18 protein-coding genes are annotated in these 22,816 nt (G+C 72.8%); 8 read left to right on the top strand and 10 right to left on the bottom strand.

Going from position 1 to position 22,816, the window contains the following annotated elements; all coding sequences use genetic code 11:
* Positions 1–4: 4 nt before the first annotated feature.
* Complete coding sequence (locus K330_RS0113355; RefSeq protein ID WP_022922322.1) at positions 5–967, top strand: acetylxylan esterase; 963 nt, start codon at positions 5–7, stop codon at positions 965–967.
* On the opposite strand, the gene K330_RS0113350 is transcribed toward K330_RS0113355, so the two are convergent.
* Positions 964–2,181: an ROK family transcriptional regulator gene (locus tag K330_RS0113350; protein WP_022922321.1), complete on the bottom strand. Its 1,218-nt coding sequence runs from the start codon at positions 2,179–2,181 to the stop codon at positions 964–966. The genes K330_RS0113355 and K330_RS0113350 overlap by 4 nt on opposite strands.
* Positions 2,182–2,317: 136 nt before the next feature.
* Between K330_RS0113350 and K330_RS0113345 the strand changes: the two genes are divergently transcribed.
* The 6 genes from K330_RS0113345 (at position 2,318) to K330_RS0113320 (ending at position 9,712) form a co-directional block, all read left to right on the top strand.
* Complete coding sequence (locus K330_RS0113345; protein WP_022922320.1) at positions 2,318–3,856, top strand: sugar ABC transporter ATP-binding protein; 1,539 nt, start codon at positions 2,318–2,320, stop codon at positions 3,854–3,856.
* Complete coding sequence (locus tag K330_RS0113340; RefSeq protein WP_022922319.1) at positions 3,853–4,896, top strand: ABC transporter permease; 1,044 nt, start codon at positions 3,853–3,855, stop codon at positions 4,894–4,896. The genes K330_RS0113345 and K330_RS0113340 overlap by 4 nt, the downstream gene beginning before the upstream one ends.
* Before the next feature lie 115 nt (positions 4,897–5,011).
* The gene (locus K330_RS0113335; RefSeq protein WP_022922318.1) at positions 5,012–6,082 is read left to right on the top strand and encodes a substrate-binding domain-containing protein; all 1,071 of its coding nucleotides are present in this window, start codon (positions 5,012–5,014) and stop codon (positions 6,080–6,082) included.
* A gap of 83 nt (positions 6,083–6,165) precedes the next feature.
* Positions 6,166–7,377: a Gfo/Idh/MocA family protein gene (locus K330_RS21255; protein WP_022922317.1), complete on the top strand. Its 1,212-nt coding sequence runs from the start codon at positions 6,166–6,168 to the stop codon at positions 7,375–7,377.
* Positions 7,374–8,375, top strand: coding sequence for a sugar phosphate isomerase/epimerase family protein (locus tag K330_RS0113325; RefSeq protein ID WP_022922316.1), 1,002 nt, complete (start codon positions 7,374–7,376; stop codon positions 8,373–8,375). The genes K330_RS21255 and K330_RS0113325 overlap by 4 nt, the downstream gene beginning before the upstream one ends.
* Before the next feature lie 113 nt (positions 8,376–8,488).
* Positions 8,489–9,712, top strand: a complete 1,224-nt coding sequence (locus tag K330_RS0113320; protein ID WP_022922315.1) for an FAD-binding protein — start codon at positions 8,489–8,491, stop codon at positions 9,710–9,712.
* 61 nt (positions 9,713–9,773) lie between these two features.
* Here the strand turns inward: K330_RS0113320 and K330_RS0113315 are convergent, their stop codons facing one another.
* The 7 genes from K330_RS0113315 to K330_RS21250 form a co-directional block, all read right to left on the bottom strand.
* Complete coding sequence (locus K330_RS0113315; protein WP_029202652.1) at positions 9,774–10,757, bottom strand: aldo/keto reductase; 984 nt, start codon at positions 10,755–10,757, stop codon at positions 9,774–9,776.
* Positions 10,758–10,780: 23 nt separating this feature from the next.
* Complete coding sequence (mmsB, locus tag K330_RS0113310; protein WP_029202651.1) at positions 10,781–11,941, bottom strand: multiple monosaccharide ABC transporter permease; 1,161 nt, start codon at positions 11,939–11,941, stop codon at positions 10,781–10,783.
* Between the two features lie 65 nt (positions 11,942–12,006).
* Entirely contained in the window at positions 12,007–13,548 is a 1,542-nt protein-coding gene (mmsA, locus tag K330_RS0113305) for a multiple monosaccharide ABC transporter ATP-binding protein (RefSeq protein ID WP_022922312.1), read from the bottom strand.
* Between the two features lie 102 nt (positions 13,549–13,650).
* Positions 13,651–14,820 (bottom strand): multiple monosaccharide ABC transporter substrate-binding protein, encoded by a 1,170-nt coding sequence (chvE, locus tag K330_RS0113300; RefSeq protein ID WP_022922311.1) that lies wholly within the window; start codon positions 14,818–14,820, stop codon positions 13,651–13,653.
* 65 nt (positions 14,821–14,885) lie between these two features.
* On the bottom strand, positions 14,886–16,394 hold the full coding sequence (gene araA, locus K330_RS0113295) for an L-arabinose isomerase (RefSeq protein WP_022922310.1): 1,509 nt from the start codon (positions 16,392–16,394) through the stop codon (positions 14,886–14,888).
* Positions 16,391–17,119 carry an L-ribulose-5-phosphate 4-epimerase gene (locus K330_RS0113290; RefSeq protein WP_022922309.1) on the bottom strand — a complete coding sequence of 243 codons (729 nt, stop codon included), beginning with the start codon at positions 17,117–17,119 and terminating at the stop codon, positions 16,391–16,393. The genes araA and K330_RS0113290 overlap by 4 nt, the downstream gene beginning before the upstream one ends.
* Entirely contained in the window at positions 17,116–18,900 is a 1,785-nt protein-coding gene (locus K330_RS21250) for a ribulokinase (RefSeq protein ID WP_022922308.1), read from the bottom strand. Before K330_RS21250 ends, K330_RS0113290 begins: the two co-directional genes overlap by 4 nt.
* A 166-nt stretch (positions 18,901–19,066) precedes the next feature.
* On the opposite strand from K330_RS21250, the gene K330_RS21245 reads away from it, so the two are divergent.
* Positions 19,067–20,164, top strand: coding sequence for a LacI family DNA-binding transcriptional regulator (locus K330_RS21245; protein ID WP_202804528.1), 1,098 nt, complete (start codon positions 19,067–19,069; stop codon positions 20,162–20,164).
* Here K330_RS21245 and K330_RS0113275 read toward each other — a convergent pair.
* Positions 20,148–21,038: an aldose-1-epimerase gene (locus K330_RS0113275; protein ID WP_022922306.1), complete on the bottom strand. Its 891-nt coding sequence runs from the start codon at positions 21,036–21,038 to the stop codon at positions 20,148–20,150. The genes K330_RS21245 and K330_RS0113275 overlap by 17 nt on opposite strands.
* An 88-nt stretch (positions 21,039–21,126) precedes the next feature.
* The gene (locus tag K330_RS21240; protein ID WP_022922305.1) at positions 21,127–22,746 is read right to left on the bottom strand and encodes a Na+/H+ antiporter NhaC family protein; all 1,620 of its coding nucleotides are present in this window, start codon (positions 22,744–22,746) and stop codon (positions 21,127–21,129) included.
* Between the last annotated feature and the right edge of the window lie 70 nt (positions 22,747–22,816).

Here is a 22,816-nt window from a genome sequence, read left to right as displayed (position 1 = left end):
CCGAGTGCTGACCGACCTGCCCCTGGAGGAGCTGCGCGCCTACCGGCCGCACGTGCCCGAGCCGGAGGACTTCGACGACTTCTGGTCCACCACCCTGGCCGAGGCCAGGGCGGCCGGCGGACGCGCCACCAGCGTCCCCGCCGACACCCCGGTCACCGCGGTGCGGGTCGAGGACGTGACCTTCCCCGGCTTCGGCGGCGAGCCGGTGCGGGCGTGGTTCCTCGCGCCGCCCTCGGACCAGCCGCTGCCGTGCGTGGTCGAGCTCATCGGCTACGGCGGCGGGCGCGGGCTGCCGCACGAGCGCCTGGGGTATGCCGCGTCGGGCTTCGCCCACCTCGTCATGGACACCCGGGGCCAGGCCTCCACGTGGGGGTCCGGCGGCGGCACCCCCGACCCGCACGGCTCGGGGCCGGCCCACCCGGGGATGATGACGCGCGGGATCTGTTCCCCGCACACCTACTACTACCGCCGGCTGATCACCGACGCGGTCCGTGCGGTCGACCACGCGCTGGGCCGCGACGACGTGGACCGCTCCCGGGTGGCCGTGGCCGGCACCAGCCAGGGCGGCGGGCTGGCGCTCGCCGCCGGTGCGCTGCACGAGGACGTCGCGGCCGTGGTGGCCGACGTGCCCTTCCTGTGCCACTTCGAGCGGGCCGTCAGGGTGACCGACGCCGCGCCCTACTCCGAGATCACCTCCTACCTGTCGGTGCACCGCGGGGCGGCCGAGCAGGTCTTCCGCACGCTGTCCTACGTCGACGGGGTGACGATGGCTCGGCGCGTCACCGCCCCGACGATGGTCTCGGTCGCGCTCATGGACGCCACCTGCCCGCCGTCGACCGTGTTCGCCGCCGCCAACGCGCTGCCGACGCCGCCGACCCTGGAGGTCTATCCCTTCAACGACCACGAGGGCGGCGCCCAGGAGCAGTGGCTGCGCGCCGTGGCGTGGCTGGGGAGGGTGCTCGCCTAGCTGCGGCGTGCCACGACCGCGTCGACGCCGTCGGCCGACAGCAGGGTGTCGGTCACCAGCACGGAGGCGCCGACGATGCCGGCCCGCATGCCGGAGACCGAGCCGACGATGCGCAGGTGGTGGGTGCCCAGCGGCAGGGAGCGGCGGTAGACCGACTCGCGGATGCCGGCGAGCAGCTGCTCCCCGACCGAGGAGATCCGGCCGCCGACGACCATCACCGAGGGGTTGAGCAGCGAGACGACCCCGGCCAGGACCGAGCCGATCTCGCGGCCGGCGTCTCGGACCGCCTGGATGGCCGCGGTGTCACCGGCCCGCACGAGGGCCACCACGTCGCTCTGGGTCTGCACGTCGGCGCCCGCCTCGCGCAGCCGGCGGGCGACGGCGGCACCGGAGGCGACGGCCTCCAGGCACCCGCGGTTGCCGCAGGTGCACAGCGTCTGGTTGCCGTCCGGCACCGCGACGTGACCGAGGTCGCCGGCCGCGCCCTGGGCGCCGCGCTGCAGGGCGCCGCCGCTGATGATGCCCGCGCCGATGCCGGAGGCGACCTTGACGAAGACGAGGTCGGCGACGTCGCGGTAGCGCTCGGCGTGCTCGCCCAGCGCCATGATGTTGACGTCGTTGTCCACGAGCACCGGGCCGGGCAGGGTCCGGCCCAGGAAGCCGGGCACGTCGAAGCGGTCCCACCCCGGCATGACCGGCGGGCTGACGGGTCGCCCGGAGGAGAACTCGACGGGCCCGGGCAGGCCGATGCCGGTGCCGGCGACGTCGTCGAGGGAGCGCCCGGCACGCTCCAGCAGGCGCAGGGCCATCGCGGTGACCCGCTGCAGGACCGCCGCGGGGCCGTCGGCGATCTGCAGGTCCTCCAGGTCCTCGGCCAGCACCTGGTTGGTCAGGTCGGTGACCGCGACGTGGGCGTGGCTCACCCCGAGGTCGACCCCCACGACCACGCGGCTGGAGGGGTCGAAGACGAAGGTGACCGCCGGCCGCCCGCCGCTGGAGCTGGCCTCGCCGGTGGGCGCCACCAGACCGGTGGCGAGCAGCTCGTCGATGCGGCCGGCGACGGTGGAGCGCGCCATGCCGCTGGCCGCGACCAGGTCGGCGCGGGTTCGCGGCGCCCCGTCGCGCAGCAGCTGGAACAGCGACCCCGCGCTGCTGGCCGACGGCGCGACCGACCGCGTGACAGGGGCGTCGGCGGAGGCGGGCGGGCTGACCATGGCAGGCAGTAAAGCACTCGCGGCCGGGCGTGGCTGAGGTCGCATCGGCCCATTCTGCCAGGGAGCAGGCCCAGTTGTGTCGATCTCGTCAGAACTTTTGCTTGACGCCCGGCATAAGTGCCCCTAGTGTTCCCGCATGGTCACCGTCGACTCCGCTTCGGCCCCGCACCCCCCGCAGCCGCTGCTGCGCATGGAGGGGATCGTGAAGCACTTCCCGGGCGCCAAGGCCCTGGACGGGGTGGACCTGGAGGTCCTGCCCGGGGAGGTCCACTGCCTGCTCGGTCAGAACGGCGCCGGCAAGTCGACGCTCATCAAGACCCTCGCCGGGGCGCACCGCCCCGACCGGGGCGAGATCGTCATGGACGGCGAGCCGGTCGTCATCGGCTCGCCCACCGCTGCGCTGGAGCTCGGCATCGCCACGATGTACCAGGAGCTCGACGTCGTGGACGGGCTGACCATCGCCGAGAACATCTTCCTCGGCCACGAGCTCGCCCAGGGTGGGGTGCTGCGCCGCCGCGAGACGCACGCCCGCACCCGCCAGCTCATGTCCCGGCTCGGGCACCCCGAGCTGTCGCCGTCGCGCGAGGTGGGCCAGCTCTCCTCCGCCGGCAAGCAGATCGTCTCGATGGCCCGGGCCCTGTCCCGCGACGCCAAGCTGATCGTCATGGACGAGCCGTCGGCCGTGCTCGACCCCGAGGAGGTGGACAACCTCTTCCGCGTCGTCGAGGCGGTGCAGGCCGAGGGGGTCGCCGTCATCTACATCTCCCACCGGCTCGAGGAGATCCGCCGCATCGGCGACCGCATCACCGTGCTCAAGGACGGGCGCACCGTCGCCACCAACCTGGCCGTGGACGAGGTGAGCACCGCCGAGGTCATCTCGCTGATGACCGGCCGCGACGTCGCCACCGACTTCGGCGGGGCGTCGGCCGGTCCGCAGGGCGAGGAGCCGCTGCTGGAGGTCGACGGGCTGTCGCTGGCCGGCGTCTTCGAGGGAGTCTCCTTCACCGTGCGGCCCGGGGAGATCGTCGGGCTGGCCGGACTCGTCGGCGCCGGCCGCTCGGAGGTCCTGGAGACCCTCTACGGCGCCCGGCGCGCCAGCGCCGGCGTGGTGCGCGTGCGGGGCCGCGACCTGCCGCGCGGGTCGGTGCCGGCCGCGGTCTCGGCCGGCATCGGGCTGGCCCCCGAGGAGCGCAAGGCCCAGGGCCTGCTCCTGGACGAGCCGGTCTTCCGCAACATCACCCTGTCGACCTTCGGCCGCTTCGCCAGGGGCGGCCTGCTCGACGAGCGCGCCGAGCGGCGCGCCGCCACCGAGCAGATCGAGGCCATGCAGCTGGCGCCGTCCGACCCCGGCCGGGTGACCCGCACCCTGTCCGGCGGCAACCAGCAGAAGGTCATGCTGGCCCGCTGGCTGGTCCACGGCTGCTCGATCCTCCTGCTCGACGAGCCCACCCGCGGCGTCGACGTCGGCGCCCGCGCCGAGATCTACCGCCTCATCCGCCGCCTGGCCGCCGACGGCTCGGCCGTCGTCCTCGTCTCCAGCGAGCTGGAGGAGGTGCTCCAGCTCAGCGACGAGGTGCTCGTCCTCGCCGACGGGCGGGTCGTGCACCAGGGGCCGGCCGCCGACATCGACGAGCACCGCATCCTCGACCTGGTCATGGAAGGAACGCACGCATGACGACGACCGACACGCCGGGCACCACGGCGCCGCAGGACCCCCAGGACGGGTCCGCCCCGGCGGACGAGGGAGCTCGCCGCCTGCCGGCGCTGAAGGAGATGACCCGCGACCTCGGCCTGGTGGTGGCGCTCGTCGCGCTGCTGGTCATCGGCGTGGCGACCTCCGGCGAGCGTTTCCTGTCCGTGGCCAACCTCATGGTCATCCTCCAGCAGGCCGCGATCATCGGCGTCATCAGCATCGGGGTGACCTTCGTCATCACCGCCGGCGGCATCGACCTGTCGGTCGGGTCCGTGCTCGGGCTGGCGACGGTGTGGGCCACCACGCTGGCCACCCAGACGATGGCCCAGGACCTGCACTGGCTCGTCATGGTCTTCACCGCCCTGGCCGTCGGCACCGCCGCCGGCCTGGTCAACGGGGTGGTGGTCGCCTACGGGCGGGTGGTCTCCTTCATCGCGACCCTGGCGATGCTCGTCGCCGCCCGGGGTCTGGCCGAGATCATCTCCGACCGCAAGACCCAGATCGTGCGCGTCGACCCCTTCCTCGACACCTTCCGCGGGGACCTGCTCGGCATCCCGGTCATCGTGTGGATCTTCCTCGTCGTCGCGGCGGCCGGCTGGTTCCTGCTCAACCGCACCACCTTCGGCCGGCGGACGGTCGCGATCGGCGGCAACCCCGAGGCCGCCCGCCTGGCCGGCATCAAGATCCGCCGGCACACGGTCATGGTCTTCGCCCTCAGCGGCCTGACCGCCGGCATCGCCGCGGTCATGATGATCGCCCGCACCACGGCCGGCACCTCCACCAACGGCTACCTCTACGAGCTGGACGCCATCGCGGCCGTCGTCGTCGGCGGCACCCTGCTCATCGGCGGCCGGGGCACGATCGTCGGCACCGTCCTGGGCGTGCTCATCTTCTCCACGCTCACCAACATCTTCATCCAGAACAACCTGTCCATCTCGGCCCAGTCGCTGGCCAAGGGGGCGATCATCGTCGGCGCCGTCCTGCTCCAGCAGCGCTTCGCCGCCCGGTCGAGGTCGTCCTAGCCCCGCCGCGGCCCGGCGACGTCCGGCCCGCGGCGCACCCCATACCCGCACGTCCACCAGCTCCACACCCATCCACCGGCGCCCGTCGCCACCACCTGTCGAAGGAGACAACCTCATGGCACGCACCCGCAGCCTGCGCCGCACCTCCGGCGCGATCGCCGTCCTGGCGTCCCTGTCCCTGGTCACCGCCTGCACCGGCAACACCGCCGAGGAGGTGGAGGGCGACGACGAGACGCAGGGCACCGCGGCCGGCGGCGACAGCGCGCCGGCGGGCGGCAACGACGAGCCCGGCGAGACCGTCACCATCGGCTTCTCGGCCCCGGCCGCCGACCACGGCTGGATGGGCGCGATCACCAGCGCGGCCCAGGCCGAGGCCGACAAGTACGACGACATCGACCTGCAGGTGGCCGAGGGGACCAACGACGTCAACCTGCAGATCTCCCAGGTCCAGACCTTCATCAACGACGGCGTCGACGCGATCGTGCTGCTGCCCTTCGACGGTGCGGCGCTGACCGAGATCGCCACCGAGGCCATGGAGGCCGGCATCCCGGTCATCAACGTCGACCGCGAGTTCAGCGCCCCCGAGGCCGCCCGCGTCACGGTCCTGGGCGACAACTACGGCATGGGCCGCAGCGCCGGGGAGTACATCTGCGAGCGGCTGGGCGACCAGCCCGACGCCGTCGTGGCCGAGATCGCCGGCATCGACAACCTGCCGCTGACCCAGGACCGCAGCCAGGGCTTCGAGGACGCGCTCGGCGAGTGCGGCCTCGACGTCGACAACCGCGTCGCGGCGGACTTCACCGTCCAGGGCGGGGAGTCGGCCACGTCCAACCTGCTGCAGGCGGCCCCCGAGATCGACGCCATCTGGAACCACGACGACGACCAGGGCGTCGGCGTGCTCGCCGCCATCGAGAACGCCGGGCGCGACGAGTTCTTCGTCGTCGGCGGTGCCGGCTCGGCCAACATGATGCGCGAGATCCAGTCCGGCGACAGCGTCGTCGAGGCCACCGTCATCTACCCCTCGACCCAGGCCGCCGACGGCATCCGGCTGGCCCGCCTGGTCGCGCAGGGCAAGGGCATGAGCGACCTCGTCGAGGTCGAGGTGCCCCGGATGGTCCAGCTCTACGCCCCCGTCGTCACGGCGGAGAACGTCGACCAGTACCTCGACAGCGCCTTCGAGTCCTGACCGGCCCGCGACCCCGGCCGGTCGGTGACCGGCCGGCCGGGGTCGGCAGCCCCCTACCGACGACACGACTCGAGAGGACTTCGATGGACGGCACACAGGGTCACCTGCGGGTGGCCATGATCGGGTACGCCTTCATGGGGCGCGCCCACTCCCAGGCCTGGCGGGTCGCGCCCCGCTTCTTCGACCTGCCGCTGCAGCCGGAGATGCGGGTGCTCGTCGGCCGCTCCCGCGACCGCGCCGAGGAGGCCGCGCAGCACCTCGGCTGGGCCGAGGTCGCGACCGACTGGCGCGCTGTGCTCGAGCGCGACGACGTCGACCTGGTCGACATCTGCACCCCCGGTGACACGCACGAGGAGATCGCGGTCGCCGCGCTCGAGGCCGGCAAGCACGTGCTCGTGGAGAAGCCGATGGCCAACACGCTCGCCGAGGCCGAGCGGATGGCTGCGGCCGCAGAGCGGGCCGCGGCGGCCGGGGTCCGCTCCATGGTCGGCTTCACCTACCGCCGGGTGCCGGCGGTGGCGCTGGCCCGGCAGATGGTGGCCGACGGCCGCATCGGCGAGGTCCGCCAGGTGCGCTGCCAGTACCTGCAGGACTGGCTGGCCGACGAGACCGCCCCGCTGTCCTGGCGCACCGACAAGGAGCTGGCCGGCAGCGGCGCCCTGGGCGACATCGGCGCGCACATCGTCGACCTGACCCACTTCGTCACCGGCCAGCGGGTCGCGACCGTGTCGGGCCTGCTCGACACGGTGGTCGCCGAGCGGCCGTGCGCGGAGAGCTTCTCCGGACTCAGCGGCGTCGGGGGCACCGAGCGCGGCCCGGTGACCGTGGACGACGTGGCGATCTTCACGGGGCGGCTGGAGTCCGGCGCACCCGCCGTCTTCGAGGCCACCCGGATGGCCTGGGGCCGCAAGAACGCCATGCGCATCGAGGTCAACGGCTCGCGCGGGTCGCTGGCCTTCGACTTCGAGGAGATGAACGTCCTGCAGCACTACGACGCCGACGCCCGCGCCGGCGAGCAGGGCTTCACCCGCATCATCGTCACCGAGCCCCAGCACCCCTACGTCGCTGCGTGGTGGCCGCCGGGGCACGGGCTGGGCTACGAGCACGGCTTCGTCCACCAGGCCGCCGACCTGGTGCGCGCGGTCGCCGCGGGCGAGCAGCCCACCCCGTCCTTCGCCGACGGCCTGGCCGTCCAGCGGGTCCTCGACGCCGTCGAGCGCTCGCACGCCGAGGAGGGGCGCCTGCACCGCATACCCGAGAACACCGGCACGACTCTGGAAGGAGCCGCACGATGACCCGACCGGTCACCCTGTTCACCGGCCAGTGGGCCGACCTGCCCTTCGAGGAGGTGGCCCGGCTCGCCGGCGAGTGGGGCTACGACGGGCTGGAGATCGCCTGCTGGGGCGACCACCTCGACCCGTGGCGCTGGGACGACGACGACTACGTCGCAGCCAAGAAGGCGGTCCTGGAGAAGAACGGTCTGCAGGTGTGGACCATCTCCAACCACCTCAAGGGCCAGGCCGTCTGCGACGACCCCATCGACGAGCGCCACCGCGACATCCTGCCCGACCGGGTCTGGGGCGACGGCGAGCCCGAGGGGGTGCGGCAGCGCGCCGCCGAGGAGCTGAAGAACACCGCGCGGCTGGCGGCCCGGCTGGCCGTGCGCACCGTCACCGGGTTCACCGGCTCCTCGATCTGGAAGTACGTCGCGATGTTCCCGCCCGCGTCGGAGGCGATGGTCGACGCCGGCTACCAGGACTTCGCCGACCGGTGGAACCCCATCCTCGACGTCTTCGACGAGGAGGGCGTGCGCTTCGCCCACGAGGTCCACCCCAGCGAGATCGCCTACGACTACTGGACGACGCAGCGCACCCTGGAGGCCATCGGCCACCGCGAGGCCTTCGGCCTCAACTGGGACCCGAGCCACATGGTCTGGCAGGACATCGACCCGGTCGGCTTCCTGTGGGACTTCCGCGACCGGATCTACCACGTGCACTGCAAGGACACCAAGAAGCGGCTGGGCAACGGCCGCAACGGGCGCCTCTCCAGCCACCTGCCGTGGGCCGACCCCCGGCGCGGCTGGGACTTCATCTCCACCGGCCACGGCGACGTGCCGTGGGAGGACGCCTTCCGCATGCTCAACGCCATCGGCTACGACGGCCCCCTCTCCGTGGAGTGGGAGGACGCGGGCATGGACCGGCTGGTCGGTGCCCCCGAGGCGCTGGAGTTCGTGCGGCGCTACGCCTTCGCCGCCCCGGACGCGGCGTTCGACGCGGCGTTCAGCACCCGATAGCCCCGACGCCAGGACGCGTCGGAACGGGGCCGGGTCCCTCCTGGTGTGGGGAGGGGCCCGGCCCTGGGGCGTCCGCCGCCGGGTCAGCAGCACCGACGAGGCAGGATGGGTCGATGAGCACCAACTGGGGCGGGAACCTCACGTATGCCGCCACGGGCCTGGTCGAGCCGGGCTCGGTCGCCGAGCTGCGGCGGCTGCTGCCGACGCTGGAGGCGCCGCGGGCGCTCGGGTCACGCCACTCCTTCAGCCGGGTCGCCGACACCCCGGGTGTGCACGTGTCGACGGCCGGCCTGCCGCGATCGGTGGAGGTGGACGGGGACAAGCGGGTGGTCCGGCTCGAGGGGGCCGTGCGGTATGGCGACCTCGCTCCGGTCGTCGACGGCGCCGGGTGGGCGCTGGCCAACCTCGCCTCCCTGCCGCACATCACCGTGGCGGGTGCGGTCGCCACGGGCACCCACGGCTCGGGCGACCGCCTGGGCTCCTTGGCCACGGAGGTGAGCGCGCTGGAGGTGGTCGGTTGGGACGGGCAGCTGCGCCGGGTGAACGCGGGCGACGCAGACTTCGCCGGTGCGGTCGTCAGCCTCGGCCGGCTCGGGGTCGTGACCGCGCTGGAGCTGAGGCTGGAGCCGTCCTACGAGGTGGCGCAGACGGTCGTCGACCGGGTCCCGCTGGACGGAGTGCTGGCCGACCTGGACGCGGTGACGGCGCTGGGCGACAGCGTCTCGCTCTTCACCACGTGGCGCTCGGCCGACGTGCTGGACATGGTGTGGGTCAAGCGGCGGCTGGACCGGCCTGCCGGCCTGGACCCGGTAGAGGCGATCGGGGGACGCGCGGCGGACGGCCCGCGCCACCCCGTGCCGGGTGTCGACCCCGCCCCGGCCACCGAGCAGGGTGGGGCGCCGGGGCCGTGGTGGACGCGGCTGCCGCACTTCCGGCTCGACCACGTGCCGTCCGTCGGGCGGGAGATCCAGAGCGAGTACCTGGTGCCGCGGCGGCACGGGGTGGCCGCGCTCGAGGCGCTGCGCGGGATGGCCGACCGGCTGGCGGGGCCGCTGCAGGTCTGCGAGGTCCGCACCGTCGCCGCCGACGAGCTGTGGCTCAGCGGGGCCTACGGCACCGACGTCGTCGGCCTGCACTTCACCTGGCACCTCGACCCGGCCGCGGTCTGTGCCGTGCTGCCGGAGCTCGAGGGCCGGCTCGCGCCCCTCGGAGCCCGGCCGCACTGGGGCAAGGTCCACCGGGAGGCCGAGCTGGACGCCGCCACGCTCTACCCGCGGTGGGGCGACTGGCTGGACCTGCTGGCGCGCTGGGGCGGGCAGGACGCACAGACAGCGTGACCGATCGGTGTCGCTATCACGACACCGATCGGTCACGGTGTCCACGGGACGCTGCGCGCCCTCACCAGCGGCCGTGCACGTGCTCCCGGATGCGTCGGTCGTAGAGGTCGGCGTAGGCCCGGGCCGCCTCCTCGGTCGGAGGCGGCAGCGCAGCGGCCGCCGCGTTGGCGCGGGCCTGGTCGGGGCTGCTGGCGCCCGGGATCGTGGTGGTGACCCCTGGCTGGTCGACGATCCAGCGCAGGGCGCGCTGCGCCGGGGTGCCCGGACCGTCGACCGCGGAGAACTCCCGGGCCGCCTGCACGCCGACCTCGTAGGGGACACCGGCGAAGGTCTCGCCGACGTCGAAGGCCTCGCCGTGCCGGTTGAACTGCCGGTGGTCGTCGTCGGCGAAGGTGGAGGTCTCGTCGAACTTGCCGGTGAGCAGGCCCGAGGCGAGCGGGACCCGCGCGATGATGCCGACACCAGCCTCGGCGCCGGCGCCGGTGACCTCCTCCAGCGGCTTGCGCCGGAAGACGTTGAGGATGATCTGCACGCTGGCCACGTGCGGCCGGGCGATCGCCGCCAGGGCCTCGGCGACGGTCTCGACCGAGACGCCGTAGGCGCGCATCCGGCCCTCGGCCACCATCTCGTCGAGGGTGTCGAAGACGTCGTCGCGGTGGTAGACCTCGGTCGGCGGGCAGTGCAGCTGGACCAGGTCGAGGGTGTCGTCGCCGAGCAGCTCGCGCGACCGGTCGTTCCACCGGCGCAGGTTGTCGGGGGTGAACTGCGCGGACGTGTGCGGGTCGGCCCGTCGGCCCATCTTGGTGGCCACGGTGAACCGGTCGCGGGCGTGCTCGTGCACGAAGGCGCCGACGAGCCGCTCGGAGCGCCCGTCGCCGTAGACGTCGGCGGTGTCGAGGAAGGTGACGCCCGCGTCGGCCGCCGCCTCCAGGATCGCCACCGCCCGCTCCTGCGGCACGTCGCCCCAGTCGGCGCCCAGCTGCCAGCAGCCGAGGCCGACGACGGACAGCTCGCGCCCGAGGCGGGGGACGGCGCGGTGCTCCATGGTCGCGTTGGTGGTGCCGGCCATCAGTTGCCCGCCCGCCGCTTGTTGTAGACGTCGAAGGCGACGGCCAGCAGCAGCACCATGCCCTTGACGACCTGCTGGATCGACTGGTCGATGCCCATGAGCTGCATGCCGTTGCTCATCACGGCCATGATCAGGCCGCCGATGATGGCGCCGGTGACCCGCCCGACACCGCCGGTCACGGCCGCGCCGCCGATGAAGCACGCGGCGATCGCGTCGAGCTCGAACATGTTGCCCGCGCCCGGCTGGGCACCGTTCATCCGCGAGGAGTAGACGATGCCGGCGACCGCGGCGAGCAGGCCCATGTTGACGAAGATGAGGAAGTTGACCTTCTTGACCTTGACCCCGGAGAGCTGGGCGGCGTGCAGGTTGCCGCCGATGGCGTAGACGTTGCGACCGAAGACGGTGCGCTGGGTCACCAGGCCGTAGATCAGCACCAGGAAGGCCAGCAGGATCAGCACGTTGGGCAGGCCGCGGCTGGTGGCCAGCTGGTAGGCGAACCACATGACGACGGCGGCGACCAGGACGATCTTGAGGACGAAGAGCGGCAGCCCGACGACCTCCTGCTTGTAGCGGATCGCCGCGCGGCGCCCGCGCCAGGAGTTCACCGCATACCCCGCGACGCCGATGGCGAAGATCACCAGGGTGAAGACGTCGACGCCCCGGCCGCCGAACAGGCCGTTCTGGAAGCCGTTGGCGATCTCGTAGTAGGTGCCGCCGAAGGGCGACAGCGAGATGTTGTCCAGCACCAGGAAGGTCAGCCCGCGGAAGATGAGCATGCCCGCGAGGGTCACGATGAAGGCGGGGATCCCGACGTAGGCGACCCAGAAGCCCTGCCACATGCCGGCCAGGATGCCGACGCCGAGGGCGGCCAGCGCCCCGACGTACCACGGCATGCCGTTCTGCACCACGAGGACGGCCGAGGTGGCGCCGGTCAGCGCGACCAGGGAGCCGACCGACAGGTCGATGTGCCCGCCGATGATGACGATGATCATCCCGATCGCCAGGATGAGGATGTAGGAGTACTGCAGGACGATGTTGGTGATGTTGCCCGGCGACAGGAAGTTGGGGTGCAGCAGCGAGAACAGCGCCACGATCGCCACGAAGGCGACCAGGATGCCGCTCTGCCGCAGGTTGTGGGTGAGGAGCTCGCGGATGTTCATCGTCGAGGCCGGCGGCTCCTCCTTCTGAGTGACCGTGTCCTTGGCGTCCAGTGTCGACGGCGTCGTCATCGGGCAGTCTCCTTCTCCATCGTCATGAGGGCCATGAGGCGTTCCTGGGTGGCCTCCGCGCGCGGGAGCTCACCGGTGATCCGCCCGGAGGCGAGGGTGTAGATGCGGTCGCAGATGCCGAGCAGCTCGGGCAGCTCGGAGGAGATGACCAGGACGCCCTTGCCCTCGGCCACCATGCGGTTGATGATCGTGTAGATCTCGAACTTGGCCCCGACGTCGATGCCGCGCGTGGGCTCGTCGAGGATGAGCACCTCGGGCTCGGTCATCAGCCACTTGGCCAGCACGACCTTCTGCTGGTTGCCGCCGGAGAGCTTGCCCACGGGGGAGAGCACCGACGGGGTCTTGGTGTTGAGGCTCCTGCGGAAGTCGTTCGCGACCTTGAGCTCCTCGAGCCCGTTGACCCACCCGGCCCGGGAGACCTTGTCCAGGGCCGCGGCGCTGGTGTTGTGGCGGACGTCGTCGATGAGGTTGAGGCCGTAGTACTTGCGGTCCTCGGTGGCGTAGGCCAGCCCGGCGTCGATCGCCTCGTCCACGGTCCGCATCCGCACCTGCTGGCCGTGCAGGTAGGTCGAGCCGGAGACGTAGTGCCCCCAGCTGCGGCCGAACAGGCTCATCGCCAGCTCGGTCCGCCCGGCGCCCATGAGGCCGGCGATACCGACGACCTCGCCGGCGCGGACGGTGAACGAGGCGTCCTCGACGACCCTGCGCCCGGTCTGGCTCGGGTGGTCGACGGTCCAGCCCTCGACGCGGAAGAGCTCCTCGCCCACCTGCGGGGTGCGCTCGGGGTAGCGGTGCTCGAGGTCGCGGCCGACCATGCCGCGGATGATCCGGTCCTGGGTCGTGTCCGGGCCGCTCATGTCCAGCGTCTCGACGGTCCGCCCGTCGCGCAGGATGGTGGTCCGGTCGGCGATCGAGGCGATCTCGCCCAGCTTGTGGGAGATCATGATGCAGGTGACGCCGCTGGCGTTGAGCTGGCGCAGCAGGCCGAGCAGGTGCTCGGAGTCGGTGTCGTTCAGGGCCGCCGTCGGCTCGTCGAGGATGAGCAGGCGCACGTCCTTGGACAGCGCCTTGGCGATCTCCACGAGCTGCTGCTTGCCCACGCCCAGGTGGCCGATCTTGGTGACCGGGTTCTCGCGCAGCCCCACCCGCGCCATGAGCTCGGCGGCGTCGGCGTTGGTCTGGCGCCAGTCGATGAGGCCCAGCCTGCCGCGCCGCTCGTTGCCCAGGAACATGTTCTCGGCCACCGACAGGTGCGGCACGAGCGCCAGCTCCTGGTGGATGATGACGACGCCCTGCTCCTCGCTGTCGTTGATCGAGGAGAAACGCACCTCCTGCCCGTCGAGCAGGATCTGGCCGGTGTAGCTGCCGTGGGAGTAGACCCCGGAGAGCACCTTCATCAGCGTCGACTTGCCGGCGCCGTTCTCCCCGCAGATCGCGTGGATCTCGCCGCGGCGCACGTCGAGGTTGACGTCCTGGAGGGCCTTGACGCCCGGGAAGGTCTTGGTGATGTCCCGCATCTGCAGGATCGAGTCGGTCATGCCGTCCGTCCTCACCGGTCTTTGAGGGGTATGGGGTGGTGCCCCGGCCCGGCCGCACGCGCGGCCGGGCCGGGACGGGGTCGTCATCGGGTCAGGCAGGCCTCACTCGGCCACGCCCGACTCGACCTCCTCGGCGGTCCAGTAGCCGGACTCGACGAGCAGCGGCTCGATGGTGTCCTGGTAGACGATGTCGGACTCGAGCAGGTAGGACGGGACGACCTTGACGCCGTTGTCGTAGCTCTCGGTGTCGTTGGCCTCGGCCTCCTGCCCCTGCAGGTAGGACTCCACGGAGATCACGGCCTGGTCGGCCAGCTTGCGGGTGTCCTTGAAGATCGTGGCGAACTGCACTCCGTCGGCGATCAGCTTGACCGAGGCGATCTCGGCGTCCTGGCCGGTGACGACCGGCAGACCGTCCTCGATGGTGGTCCCGTAGCCGGCGTTCTGCAGGGCGGTGATGATGCCGCGCGAGAGGCCGTCGTAGGGGGAGAGCACGCCGTGCAGCTCCTCGCTGCCGCCGCCGTAGGAGCTGGTGAGCAGGTCCTCCATGCGCTTCTGCGCGGTCTCCTGCTGCCAGCGCAGGGTGGCGGCCTGCTCGATGTCCATCTGGCCCGAGGGGACCTCGAGGACGCCGGAGTCCAGGTACGGCTGCAGCGTGTCCATCGCGCCCTGCCAGAAGAAGTGGGCGTTGTTGTCGTCGAGCGAGCCGGCGAACAGCTCGATCTTGAACGGCCCCTCCTCGCCGGTCTCCCCGCCGTCCTGGTCGAGGATGCCCAGGCCCACGAGCAGGGAGGTGGCCTGCTGGACGCCGACGTTGTAGTTGTCGAACGTCACGTAGAAGTCCACGTGCTCGCTGTCGCGGATGAGCCGGTCGTAGGCGATGACCGGGATGTCCGCGGCGGCCGCGGCGTCGAGCTGGCTGGACAGCGCGGTGCCGTCGATGGCCGCGATCACCAGGGCGTCGGCGCCGTTGGTGATCATCTGGTCGATCTGCTGGGACTGGGTGGGGATGTCGTCGTTGGCGAACTGCAGGTCGACCGTGTAGCCGGCCTCCTCCAGCCCGGCCTGCACGGACTCGCCGTCGGCGATCCAGCGCTCGGAGGTCTGCGTCGGCATCGCGACGCCGACCATCAGGTCCTCCTCGCCGCCCCCGCCGGGGGCGGCGCTCTCGTCGCCGCCGGTGTCGCCGGCGCCCTCGCCGCCGCAGGCGGCCAGGCCGAGCACGAGCGTGCCCGCCGCCGCGATGGCGGTGATTCGTCGGATGCGGTTGGTCATCGTTCCTTCTCCTTGTGTGCGGTGCTGATGATGATGCGGTTGCCCGGGCGGCCGGGCCCCGGGGCTCACAGCCCCTGGGCCAGCCGGTGGTAGGCGGCGTTCCACCGGACCTGGTCGGCGAAGCCGCGGGTGGTGGTCTCCTCGTCGATGACGAGCAGCTCGGTGCCGGCGATGTCGGCGAGGATGGCGAACTCCTCGACGCCGACCTGCGTGGACAGCACCGTGTGGTGCGCCGCGCCGGCGAGCATCCAGGACTCGGCCGAGGTGGCGAAGTCGGGGCGCGGGCGCCACACGGCGTGCGCCACCGGCAGACGGGGAAGCGCCGCCGGAGGCGTCACCACGTCCACGGCGTTGGCGGTCAGCCGGAAGCGCTCGCGCATGTCCGACATCGCGACGACGACGCCCTCGCCGGCGTCGGCGGAGAAGACCAGGCGCACCGGGTCCTCGCGACCGCCGATCGACAGCGGGTGGATCTGCAGGCTGGGGCGTGACGTCGTCAGCGACGGGCAGATCTCGAGCATGTGGGCGCCGAGGATGAGCTCCTCGCCGGGGGTGAGGTCGTAGGTGTAGTCCTCCATGAGCGATGCGCCCCCGGGCAGCCCCTCGCCCATGACCTTGGCGGCGCGGACCAGGATCGCGGTCTTCCAGTCGCCCTCGGCGCCGAAGCCGTAGCCGGCGGCCATGAGCCGCTGCACGGCCAGGCCGGGCAGCTGCCGCAGGCCGCCCAGGTCCTCGAAGGTCGTGGTGAACGCCCCGGCCCCGGCACCCTGCAGGAAGGTGAGGAGGGCGAGCTCCTGGCGTGCGCCATACCGCAGCGAGCCGTGCCGGTCCCCGCCGCGGCGCAGCTCGGGGGCCACGTCGTAGAGGTCCTCGTACTCGGCGACGAGGCTGTCGACGGCGCCGTCCTCGACGGCCTCGACCGCCTCGACCAGGTCGTTCACGCCCCAGGTGTTGACGGAGACCCCGAGCCGGATCTCGGCCTCGGTCTTGTCGCCCTCGGTCACCGCAACGTTGCGCATGTTGTCGCCGAAGCGCACCAGCCGCAGCGAGCGCACCGCGTCCCATCCGGCGGCGGCACGCACCCAGCTGCCGACCCGGCGCTGCACGGTCTCGCTCGAGACGTGCCCGGCGACGGTGGTGCGCCGCACCCCCATCCGGGTCTGCACGTAGGCGAACTCGCGGTCGCCGTGCGCGGCCTGGTTGAGGTTCATGAAGTCCATGTCGATCGTCGACCACGGCAGCGCGACGTCGGCCTGGGTGTGCAGGTGCAGCAGCGGCACGTCGAGCGCGCCGAGCCCGGCGATCCACATCTTGGCGGGGGAGAAGGTGTGCATCCACGCCACGACGCCGATGCACCGCTCGTCGGCGGTGGCCTCCAGCGCCATCCGGTGGATGGAGTCGCGGTCCTTGAGCACCGGCTTCCACACGACCTTCGCCGGGACGGCGGCCGAGACGTCGAGCTGGGCGGCGATGCGCCGGCTCTGCTCGGCGACCTGGCGCAGGGTGTCCTCGCCGTAGAGGTCCTGGCTGCCGGTGCAGAACCAGATCTCGCGCTCGCCGTAGGGCTTGGTCATGCGTGGGTCTCCTGCGTGTGGCGGTCGGTGGTGGTGGACGGTCGCTGGCCGTAGACGTTCTGGTAGCGCTCGTAGAGGCGGTCGACGTCGGCCTGCGGGATCGGCAGCGGGTCGCCGAGCTGGCGGGCGACGTGCACGGTGCGGGCGACCTCCTCGACGAGCACGGCGGCCTTGACGGCGGCGCGGGCGTCCGGGCCGACGGTGAAGGGGCCGTGGCTCTGCATGAGCACGGCGCGGCTGCGGGAGCGGTGCAGGGTCTCGACGATGCCGCGGCCGATCGAGTCGTCGCCGATGAGGGCGAACGGCCCGACCGGGACCGGCCCGCCGAACTCGTCGGCCATCATCGTCAGCACGCAGGGGATCTCCTCGCCCCGCGCGGCCCAGGCGGTCGCGTAGGTGCTGTGGGTGTGGACGACGCCGCCGACCTCGGGCAGGTGCCGGTAGACGTAGGCGTGGGCGGCGGTGTCGGAGGAGGGGGAGCGGTCGCCGTCGACGAGGGTGCCGTCGAGGTCGCACACCACCATCGCCTCCGGGGTGAGCTCGTCGTAGCCGACGCCGCTGGGCTTGATGACGAACAGGTCGGCGCCCTCCACGCGCTGCGAGACGTTGCCGGCGGTCCACACGACCAGCTCCCAGCGGGGCAGCTCGGCGTGCAGCCGCGCGACGACCTCGCGCACGCGGGCGACCTCCTCCCGCACGGCCTGCGGGTATGCGGTGAGGCTCACGGCGCCTCCGTCCCGACGGCGGCGGGCTCGCGCGTGGGGCGCGGCGCGGGGCCGGCGGCGAGGGCCTCGCGCCGGTAGGCCCGCAGCCGGTGCATGACGTCGTTGCCGCCGCGGCCGAAGTGGTCGTGCAGCAGGCGGTACTCCGCGAAGAGACGGTCGTAGAGCCGTGCCCGGCCCTCGTCGGGGGTGTAGACGGCGCGGTCGACCTTGCCCATCGCGGCGGCCGCGGCGCGGACGTCGGGGTAGGCGCCGGCGGCGACCGCGGCGTGGATGGCCGAGCCGAGCGCTGGCCCCTGGTCGGTGGCGATCGTCGACAGCGGCAGCCGGGTGACGTCGGCGTAGATCTGCATGAGCAGGCGGTTCTTGAGCAGGCCGCCGGCCACGATGAGCTCGGTCACCGGGACCCCCGAGGCGTCGAAGGCCTCGACGATGACCCGGGTGCCGAAGGCGGTGGCCTCCAGCAGCGCCCGGTAGACGTCCTCGGCGCGGGTGGCCAGCGTCTGGCCGAGGACGAGGCCGGACAGCTCGTGGTCCACGAGGACCGAGCGGTTGCCGGAGTGCCAGTCGAGGGCGACCAGGCCGTGCTGGCCGACCTGCTGGTCGGCGGCCAGCTCGGTGAGCAGCTCGTGGGTGGAGATGCCGCGGGCAGCCGCCTGCTCGTGGTAGCCGGCCGGGACCCCGTGGTCGACGAACCAGCCGAAGATGTCGCCGACGCCGGACTGCCCGGCCTCGTAGCCCCACAGGCCCTCGACGATGCCGCCGTCGACGACCCCGCACATGCCCGGGACCTCACGGACGGCGTCACCGTTCATCACGTGGCAGGTGGAGGTGCCCATGATCGCGACCATCTGGCCGGGCTCGACGGCGTTGGCCGCCGGCGCGGTGACGTGGGCGTCGACGTTGCCGACCGCGACCGCGATGCCCTCCGGCAGGCCGGTCCACGCGGCCGCCTGCGCGGTCAGCGAGCCGGCGCGGGCGCCGAGCGGGCCGACCGGGTGGGCCAGCTTGTCGTCGACGAAGCCGGCGAAGGCCGGGTCGAGCGCGGCGAGGAAGTCGCGGGAGGGGTAGGACCCCTCCTGCAGGATGCCCTTGTAGCCGGCGGTGCAGGCGTTGCGCACGTAGGTGCCGCTCAGCTGCCAGACGATCCAGTCGGCCGCCTCGACCCAGTGCCGCATCCGGTCGTAGAGCTCGGGGTCCTCCTGGAGCAGCTGCAGCCCCTTGGCGAACTCCCACTCCGAGGAGATGAGGCCGCCGTAGCGGGCGATCCACGGCTCGCCGCGCTCGTGGGCCACGGCGTTGACGAGGTCGGCGTGCGGCTGCGCCGCGTGGTGCTTCCACAGCTTGACGTAGGCGTGCGGGCGGTCGCCGAGGCCCGGCAGCTCCGACAGCGGCGTGCCGTCCTCGGTGGTCGGCACCATCGTGCAGGCGGTGAAGTCGGTGGCGATGCCCACGACCTGCTCGGCGCGCGCCCCGTGCTCGGCCTGCGCCTGCCGCAGCGCCTCGGGCACCGCGACCTTGAGCACCTCGACGTAGTCGCCCGGCACCTGCAGCGCCCAGTCCGGGGGCAGCGCGAGCGGCGAGCCGGCCTCGGCCGCCGGGCCGGCGGTCAGCTCGCGCTCCATCACCGCGTGCGGGTAGGCGTGGACGGCGGAGCCGAGGATCTGCCCGTCGCGCACCCGGACCACGACCGCGCGGCCCGAGAGGGTGCCGTAGTCGACCCCCACGACGAGCGCGTCGCCGGGGGTGCCTGGGGTCGACCGGGGGGCTGCGGCGGGGTTCATCGGTCTCCTTCCTCGCCGTTGAGGTCGGCGCTCCAGCCCTCCGGACGGACGGTTGTGAGCGCTCACGTATGGGGGTACGTTAGCGCTCACAATCTGGGACGTGTCAAGCCCTCCCAGATCACGATCTCGTCACGGCGGCGCGGTCGGACCGTGGAAGGATGGCGGCATGGCAGCAGCGAGGCGGCGCCCGACGATGTATGACGTGGCGCGCGAGGCGGGGGTCTCGCACCAGACGGTCTCGCGGGTCATCAACGACGCCCCCAACGTGGCGGCCGGCACCTCCGAGCGGGTCCGCGAGGCGATGGCGCGGCTGGGCTACCGCCCCAGCGCCTCCGCCCGCAGCCTCGCCGCCCGTCGCAGCCGGGTGATCGGGGTGGTGACGTTCGTCGGCCCCTACTTCGGCCCGATGTCGACGATCCAGGGCGTGGAGGCCGCGGCCCGCGCCCGCGGCTACACGCCGCATACCGTCTCTCTGGCCGGTCTGGGCCTGGACCAGGCCCGCGGCCTGCTCGACGACCTGCTGCAGCGCGACGTCGAGGGGCTGGTCGTGGTCGCCCCGACCGACGAGCAGGCCGGGCTGGTCGACTCGGTGATCCCGCGGGAGCTGCCGGTGCTGGCGCTGGAGGCCAGGCTGCCCGGCCGTCCGCTGGTCGCCAGCGACAACGTGCACGGTGGCGAGCTGGCGGCCGAGCACCTGGTCTCGTTGGGCCACACCAGGATCGGGCTCGTCGCCGGCCCCCCGGACTGGTCGGAGGCGCGGCTGCGCACCGTGGGCTTCGAGAGCGTGCTGGCCGCCTCCGGGCTGGCGCCGGCCGGCAAGGCCGACGGCGACTGGTCGGCCCGCTCCGGCTACGAGGCGTGGCCGGCCCTGCGCGACGCCGGCGTGACGGCCGTCTACGTCGCCAACGACCAGATGGCGCTAGGGGTGCTGTCCGCGCTGTGCGAGAGCGGGCTGCGGGTGCCCGAGGACGTCAGCGTCGTGGGCTACGACAACACCCCGGAGAGCGGGTGGTACTACCCGCCGCTGACGACGGTCGAGCAGGAGTTCCGCCGCGCCGGCGAGGTCGGCATCGAGCAGCTCGTGCGGCTGGTGGAGGGCACGGAGGTCGAGCCGGAGGTGCTGGTCTCGCCCGCCCTGGTCGTGCGGCGCAGCACCGGAGCGCCTGCGGGTGCGGCCGGCAGCGACGCGACGACGCCGGGAACCGCCGGCGGCGGCGCGGCCACCGCCCGCGCGCCGCAGGAGAGCCTCAGCCGCCCGGGCTGAGCACGCTGATCCGCAGGGACACCGCCCGGCTCTCGCCCGGGCGGAGCAGGACGCCGTCGGGGTCGCGGTTGAAGGCGTCCGGCGGGCAGGTCATCGGCTCGACCGCCGCGGCGCGCCGCCCGATGCGCTCGCCGGTGTAGAGCTGCACCCACGGGGCGTCGCTGTCGAGCCGCACGCCCGGCGACGTCGGGTGGGTCAGCTCGACAGCCCACGACCGCGGCAGGTCAGTGAAGGCGTGGTCGGCCGTGACCCCGTCGAGCGCGGTCGGCGCCCCCAGGTCGAGGTCCGCCTCGGCCACCGGCACCAGCCGTGTCGGTGTCCCTCGGTCGTCGGTGAGCAGCACGGACGCGGCCGGCAGGCTCACGCGGCACTCGTCGAGCGGCCGGCCGTCGCAGGTCAGGTAGGGGTGGGTGGAGGCGCCGAAGGGGGCGGCCGACGGGCCCACGGCGGTCCCCTCGACCGTGACGGACAGCCCGCTGTCGGCGTCGAGGGCGTAGGTCGTCACGCACCGCACCTGGAAGGGGTAGCCGTAGGCGGCCGGCAGCTCCAGCGCCCAGGTGGCGCTGCTGCCGGTGCGCTCCACGAGCTCCCACCGCTGGAAGGCGCCGAGGCCGTGCAGCGCGGCCCCGGTCTCGTGCTCGTTGACCGGGAGCTCGTACGCTTCCCCGCCCACCTGGTAGCGGCCGCCGGCCACCCGGTTGGGCCACGGCACGAGCGTGCGTCCGCGCCAGGCGTCGTCGAGACCGTCGAGCGGGACCGGGTCGACGAGCCGGTGCCTGTCGTGGGTGAGGGAGAGCAGGGTCGCCCCGACCTGCCCCACCTGTGCCGCGTAGCCGCCGGCGCGCAGGTCGACGACGGTGCCGTGGATGCTCATGCGTTCCTCCTCCTCGGGCGTGAACGCTCGGACCCTACCTGTGGCGGTCTGTCGGTGCGTCGCCCGTCCGGCGGGCCGGCGTGCGGCCTCAGGACGCCGAGGCGGTCCTGATGTCGGCCTGCTCGTCCTCGGGGATCTCATCCTCGAGCCGCGTGGACACCACCTTGGCCAGGACGCCGACCACGACGAGGCCGACGGCGACGGCGAGCAGACCGAGCCAGGTGCTCAGGGTGACGGCGAACACGACATACCCTAGGAGGGCGACGAGCGCCCCGACCACCGCGTAGGGCAGCTGGGTGGTGACGTGCGTGATGACGTTGCAGCCGGCGCCGGTGCTGGACAGGATCGTCGTGTCGCTGATGGGGGAGCAGTGGTCGCCCCACACCGCGCCGGCGAGCACCGCGCCGAAGGCCGGCAGCAGCAGCTCGGGGCCGCCCTCGACGGTGTTCATGATCTGGCCGGCGATCGGCAGCAGGATGCCGAAGGAGCCCCACGAGGTGCCGGTGGAGAAGGCCATCGCGCCGGCGAGCACGAACATCAGCGGGATGAGCCAGGAGGCCGGCAGGTCGGTGCGCTCGACGAGGCCGCCGAGGTACTCGCCGGTGCCGAGCTCGCCGATGAGGTAGCCCAGCATCCAGGCCAGCAGCAGGATGTAGACGGCCGGGAGCATCGAGGAGACGCCCTCCCACAGGCCCCGGCCGAGCGTCGAGGGGGAGAAGCGGGGGTTGGAGGTGGTGTAGCGGACGTAGTAGTAGAGGGCGACCGCGGTGCCGAGCAGGCCGCCCCAGAGCAGGGCGTCGGTCACCGCGGTGTTGGCCAGCACGTCCAGGACCGCCCAGCTGCCGCCCGCCTGGTAGCCGGTCCACACGATCCCGCCGAGCACGCCGGCGACGAGGACGAGGAAGGGCACGACCAGGGCCCGCTTGGCGCCCGGCTCGTGCACGGGCAGGTCCTCGGCCAGCTCGCCGGGCACCTCCTCGGAGGCGTCGTAGGTCTTCCCCTCACGGATGGCGCGTCGCTCCTCCGTGCGCATCGGACCGAGGTCGAGCTGCAGCAGCACGACGACCCAGACGAGCAGCACGGCGCCGATCGCGTAGTAGTTCATGGCCGCGGCGCCGAGGAAGGCCTCGACGTCGCTGACCGCCAGCGCCGACCCGGCGACGATCGGGGCCATGATGCCGATGATGCTGGCGCCCCAGCTGGAGAAGGGGGCCAGCACCGCGACCGGCGCCGACGTCGAGTCGATGAGGTAGGCCAGCTTGGCGCGCGACACGTGCATGCGGTCGGTGACCGGCCGGGACACCTGGCCGACGGCGAGGGCGTTGAAGTAGTCGTCGATGAAGATGACGATGCCCAGCACCGCCGGCAGGACGGTGGCGCCGCGGCGGGTGCGGATCCGCTCCAGCGCCCAGTCGGCGAAGGCGCTGCTGCCGCCGGCCATCATCACCAGGGCGGCGATGATGCCGAGCAGCAGGGTGAAGACGAGGATGTAGACGTAGTAGGTGTTGATCGCACCCTCCTCCCAGAAGATCCCGGAGAAGGCGTCCCACACCAGCCGCAGCGTGGGCAGCGGGGACAGGTCGGCCACCAGCAGGGCGCAGGCGAGCACGCCCGCGCCGAGGCTGAGCAGCACCTTGCGGGTGGCGATCACCAGCACGATCGCCAGCACCGGCGGCAGGACGGTCAGGAACGGCATGTTCTCGGTCATGGCGGGGCCTTCCGCGGCGACGGGTGTGCAGGCACGCTACCGCCGTCGGGCCGACGCCGCGCGGCGTCGG

Origin of the sequence: Ornithinimicrobium pekingense DSM 21552 (assembly GCF_000421185.1) — a bacterium.
Lineage (GTDB): Bacteria > Actinomycetota > Actinomycetes > Actinomycetales > Dermatophilaceae > Ornithinicoccus > Ornithinicoccus pekingensis.
This window is presented reverse-complemented; position numbering and strand designations above follow the sequence as displayed.

Excerpts from the sequence above, each read along its gene's own strand:
- K330_RS21255 (WP_022922317.1), top strand. The coding sequence starts at position 6,166 with ATGGACGGCACACAGGGTCACCTGCGGGTGGCCATGATCGGGTACGCC.
- K330_RS0113275 (WP_022922306.1), bottom strand. The coding sequence starts at position 21,038 with ATGAGCATCCACGGCACCGTCGTCGACCTGCGCGCCGGCGGCTACGCG.
- K330_RS0113325 (WP_022922316.1), top strand. The coding sequence starts at position 7,374 with ATGACCCGACCGGTCACCCTGTTCACCGGCCAGTGGGCCGACCTGCCC.
- K330_RS21240 (WP_022922305.1), bottom strand. The coding sequence starts at position 22,746 with ATGACCGAGAACATGCCGTTCCTGACCGTCCTGCCGCCGGTGCTGGCG.
- mmsA (WP_022922312.1), bottom strand. The coding sequence starts at position 13,548 with ATGACCGACTCGATCCTGCAGATGCGGGACATCACCAAGACCTTCCCG.
- K330_RS21245 (WP_202804528.1), top strand. The coding sequence starts at position 19,067 with ATGGCAGCAGCGAGGCGGCGCCCGACGATGTATGACGTGGCGCGCGAG.
- chvE (WP_022922311.1), bottom strand. The coding sequence starts at position 14,820 with ATGACCAACCGCATCCGACGAATCACCGCCATCGCGGCGGCGGGCACG.
- K330_RS0113350 (WP_022922321.1), bottom strand. The coding sequence starts at position 2,181 with ATGGTCAGCCCGCCCGCCTCCGCCGACGCCCCTGTCACGCGGTCGGTC.
- mmsB (WP_029202651.1), bottom strand. The coding sequence starts at position 11,941 with ATGAACATCCGCGAGCTCCTCACCCACAACCTGCGGCAGAGCGGCATC.
- K330_RS0113340 (WP_022922319.1), top strand. The coding sequence starts at position 3,853 with ATGACGACGACCGACACGCCGGGCACCACGGCGCCGCAGGACCCCCAG.
- K330_RS0113320 (WP_022922315.1), top strand. The coding sequence starts at position 8,489 with ATGAGCACCAACTGGGGCGGGAACCTCACGTATGCCGCCACGGGCCTG.
- araA (WP_022922310.1), bottom strand. The coding sequence starts at position 16,394 with ATGACCAAGCCCTACGGCGAGCGCGAGATCTGGTTCTGCACCGGCAGC.
- K330_RS0113315 (WP_029202652.1), bottom strand. The coding sequence starts at position 10,757 with ATGGAGCACCGCGCCGTCCCCCGCCTCGGGCGCGAGCTGTCCGTCGTC.
- K330_RS0113345 (WP_022922320.1), top strand. The coding sequence starts at position 2,318 with ATGGTCACCGTCGACTCCGCTTCGGCCCCGCACCCCCCGCAGCCGCTG.
- K330_RS0113335 (WP_022922318.1), top strand. The coding sequence starts at position 5,012 with ATGGCACGCACCCGCAGCCTGCGCCGCACCTCCGGCGCGATCGCCGTC.
- K330_RS21250 (WP_022922308.1), bottom strand. The coding sequence starts at position 18,900 with ATGAACCCCGCCGCAGCCCCCCGGTCGACCCCAGGCACCCCCGGCGAC.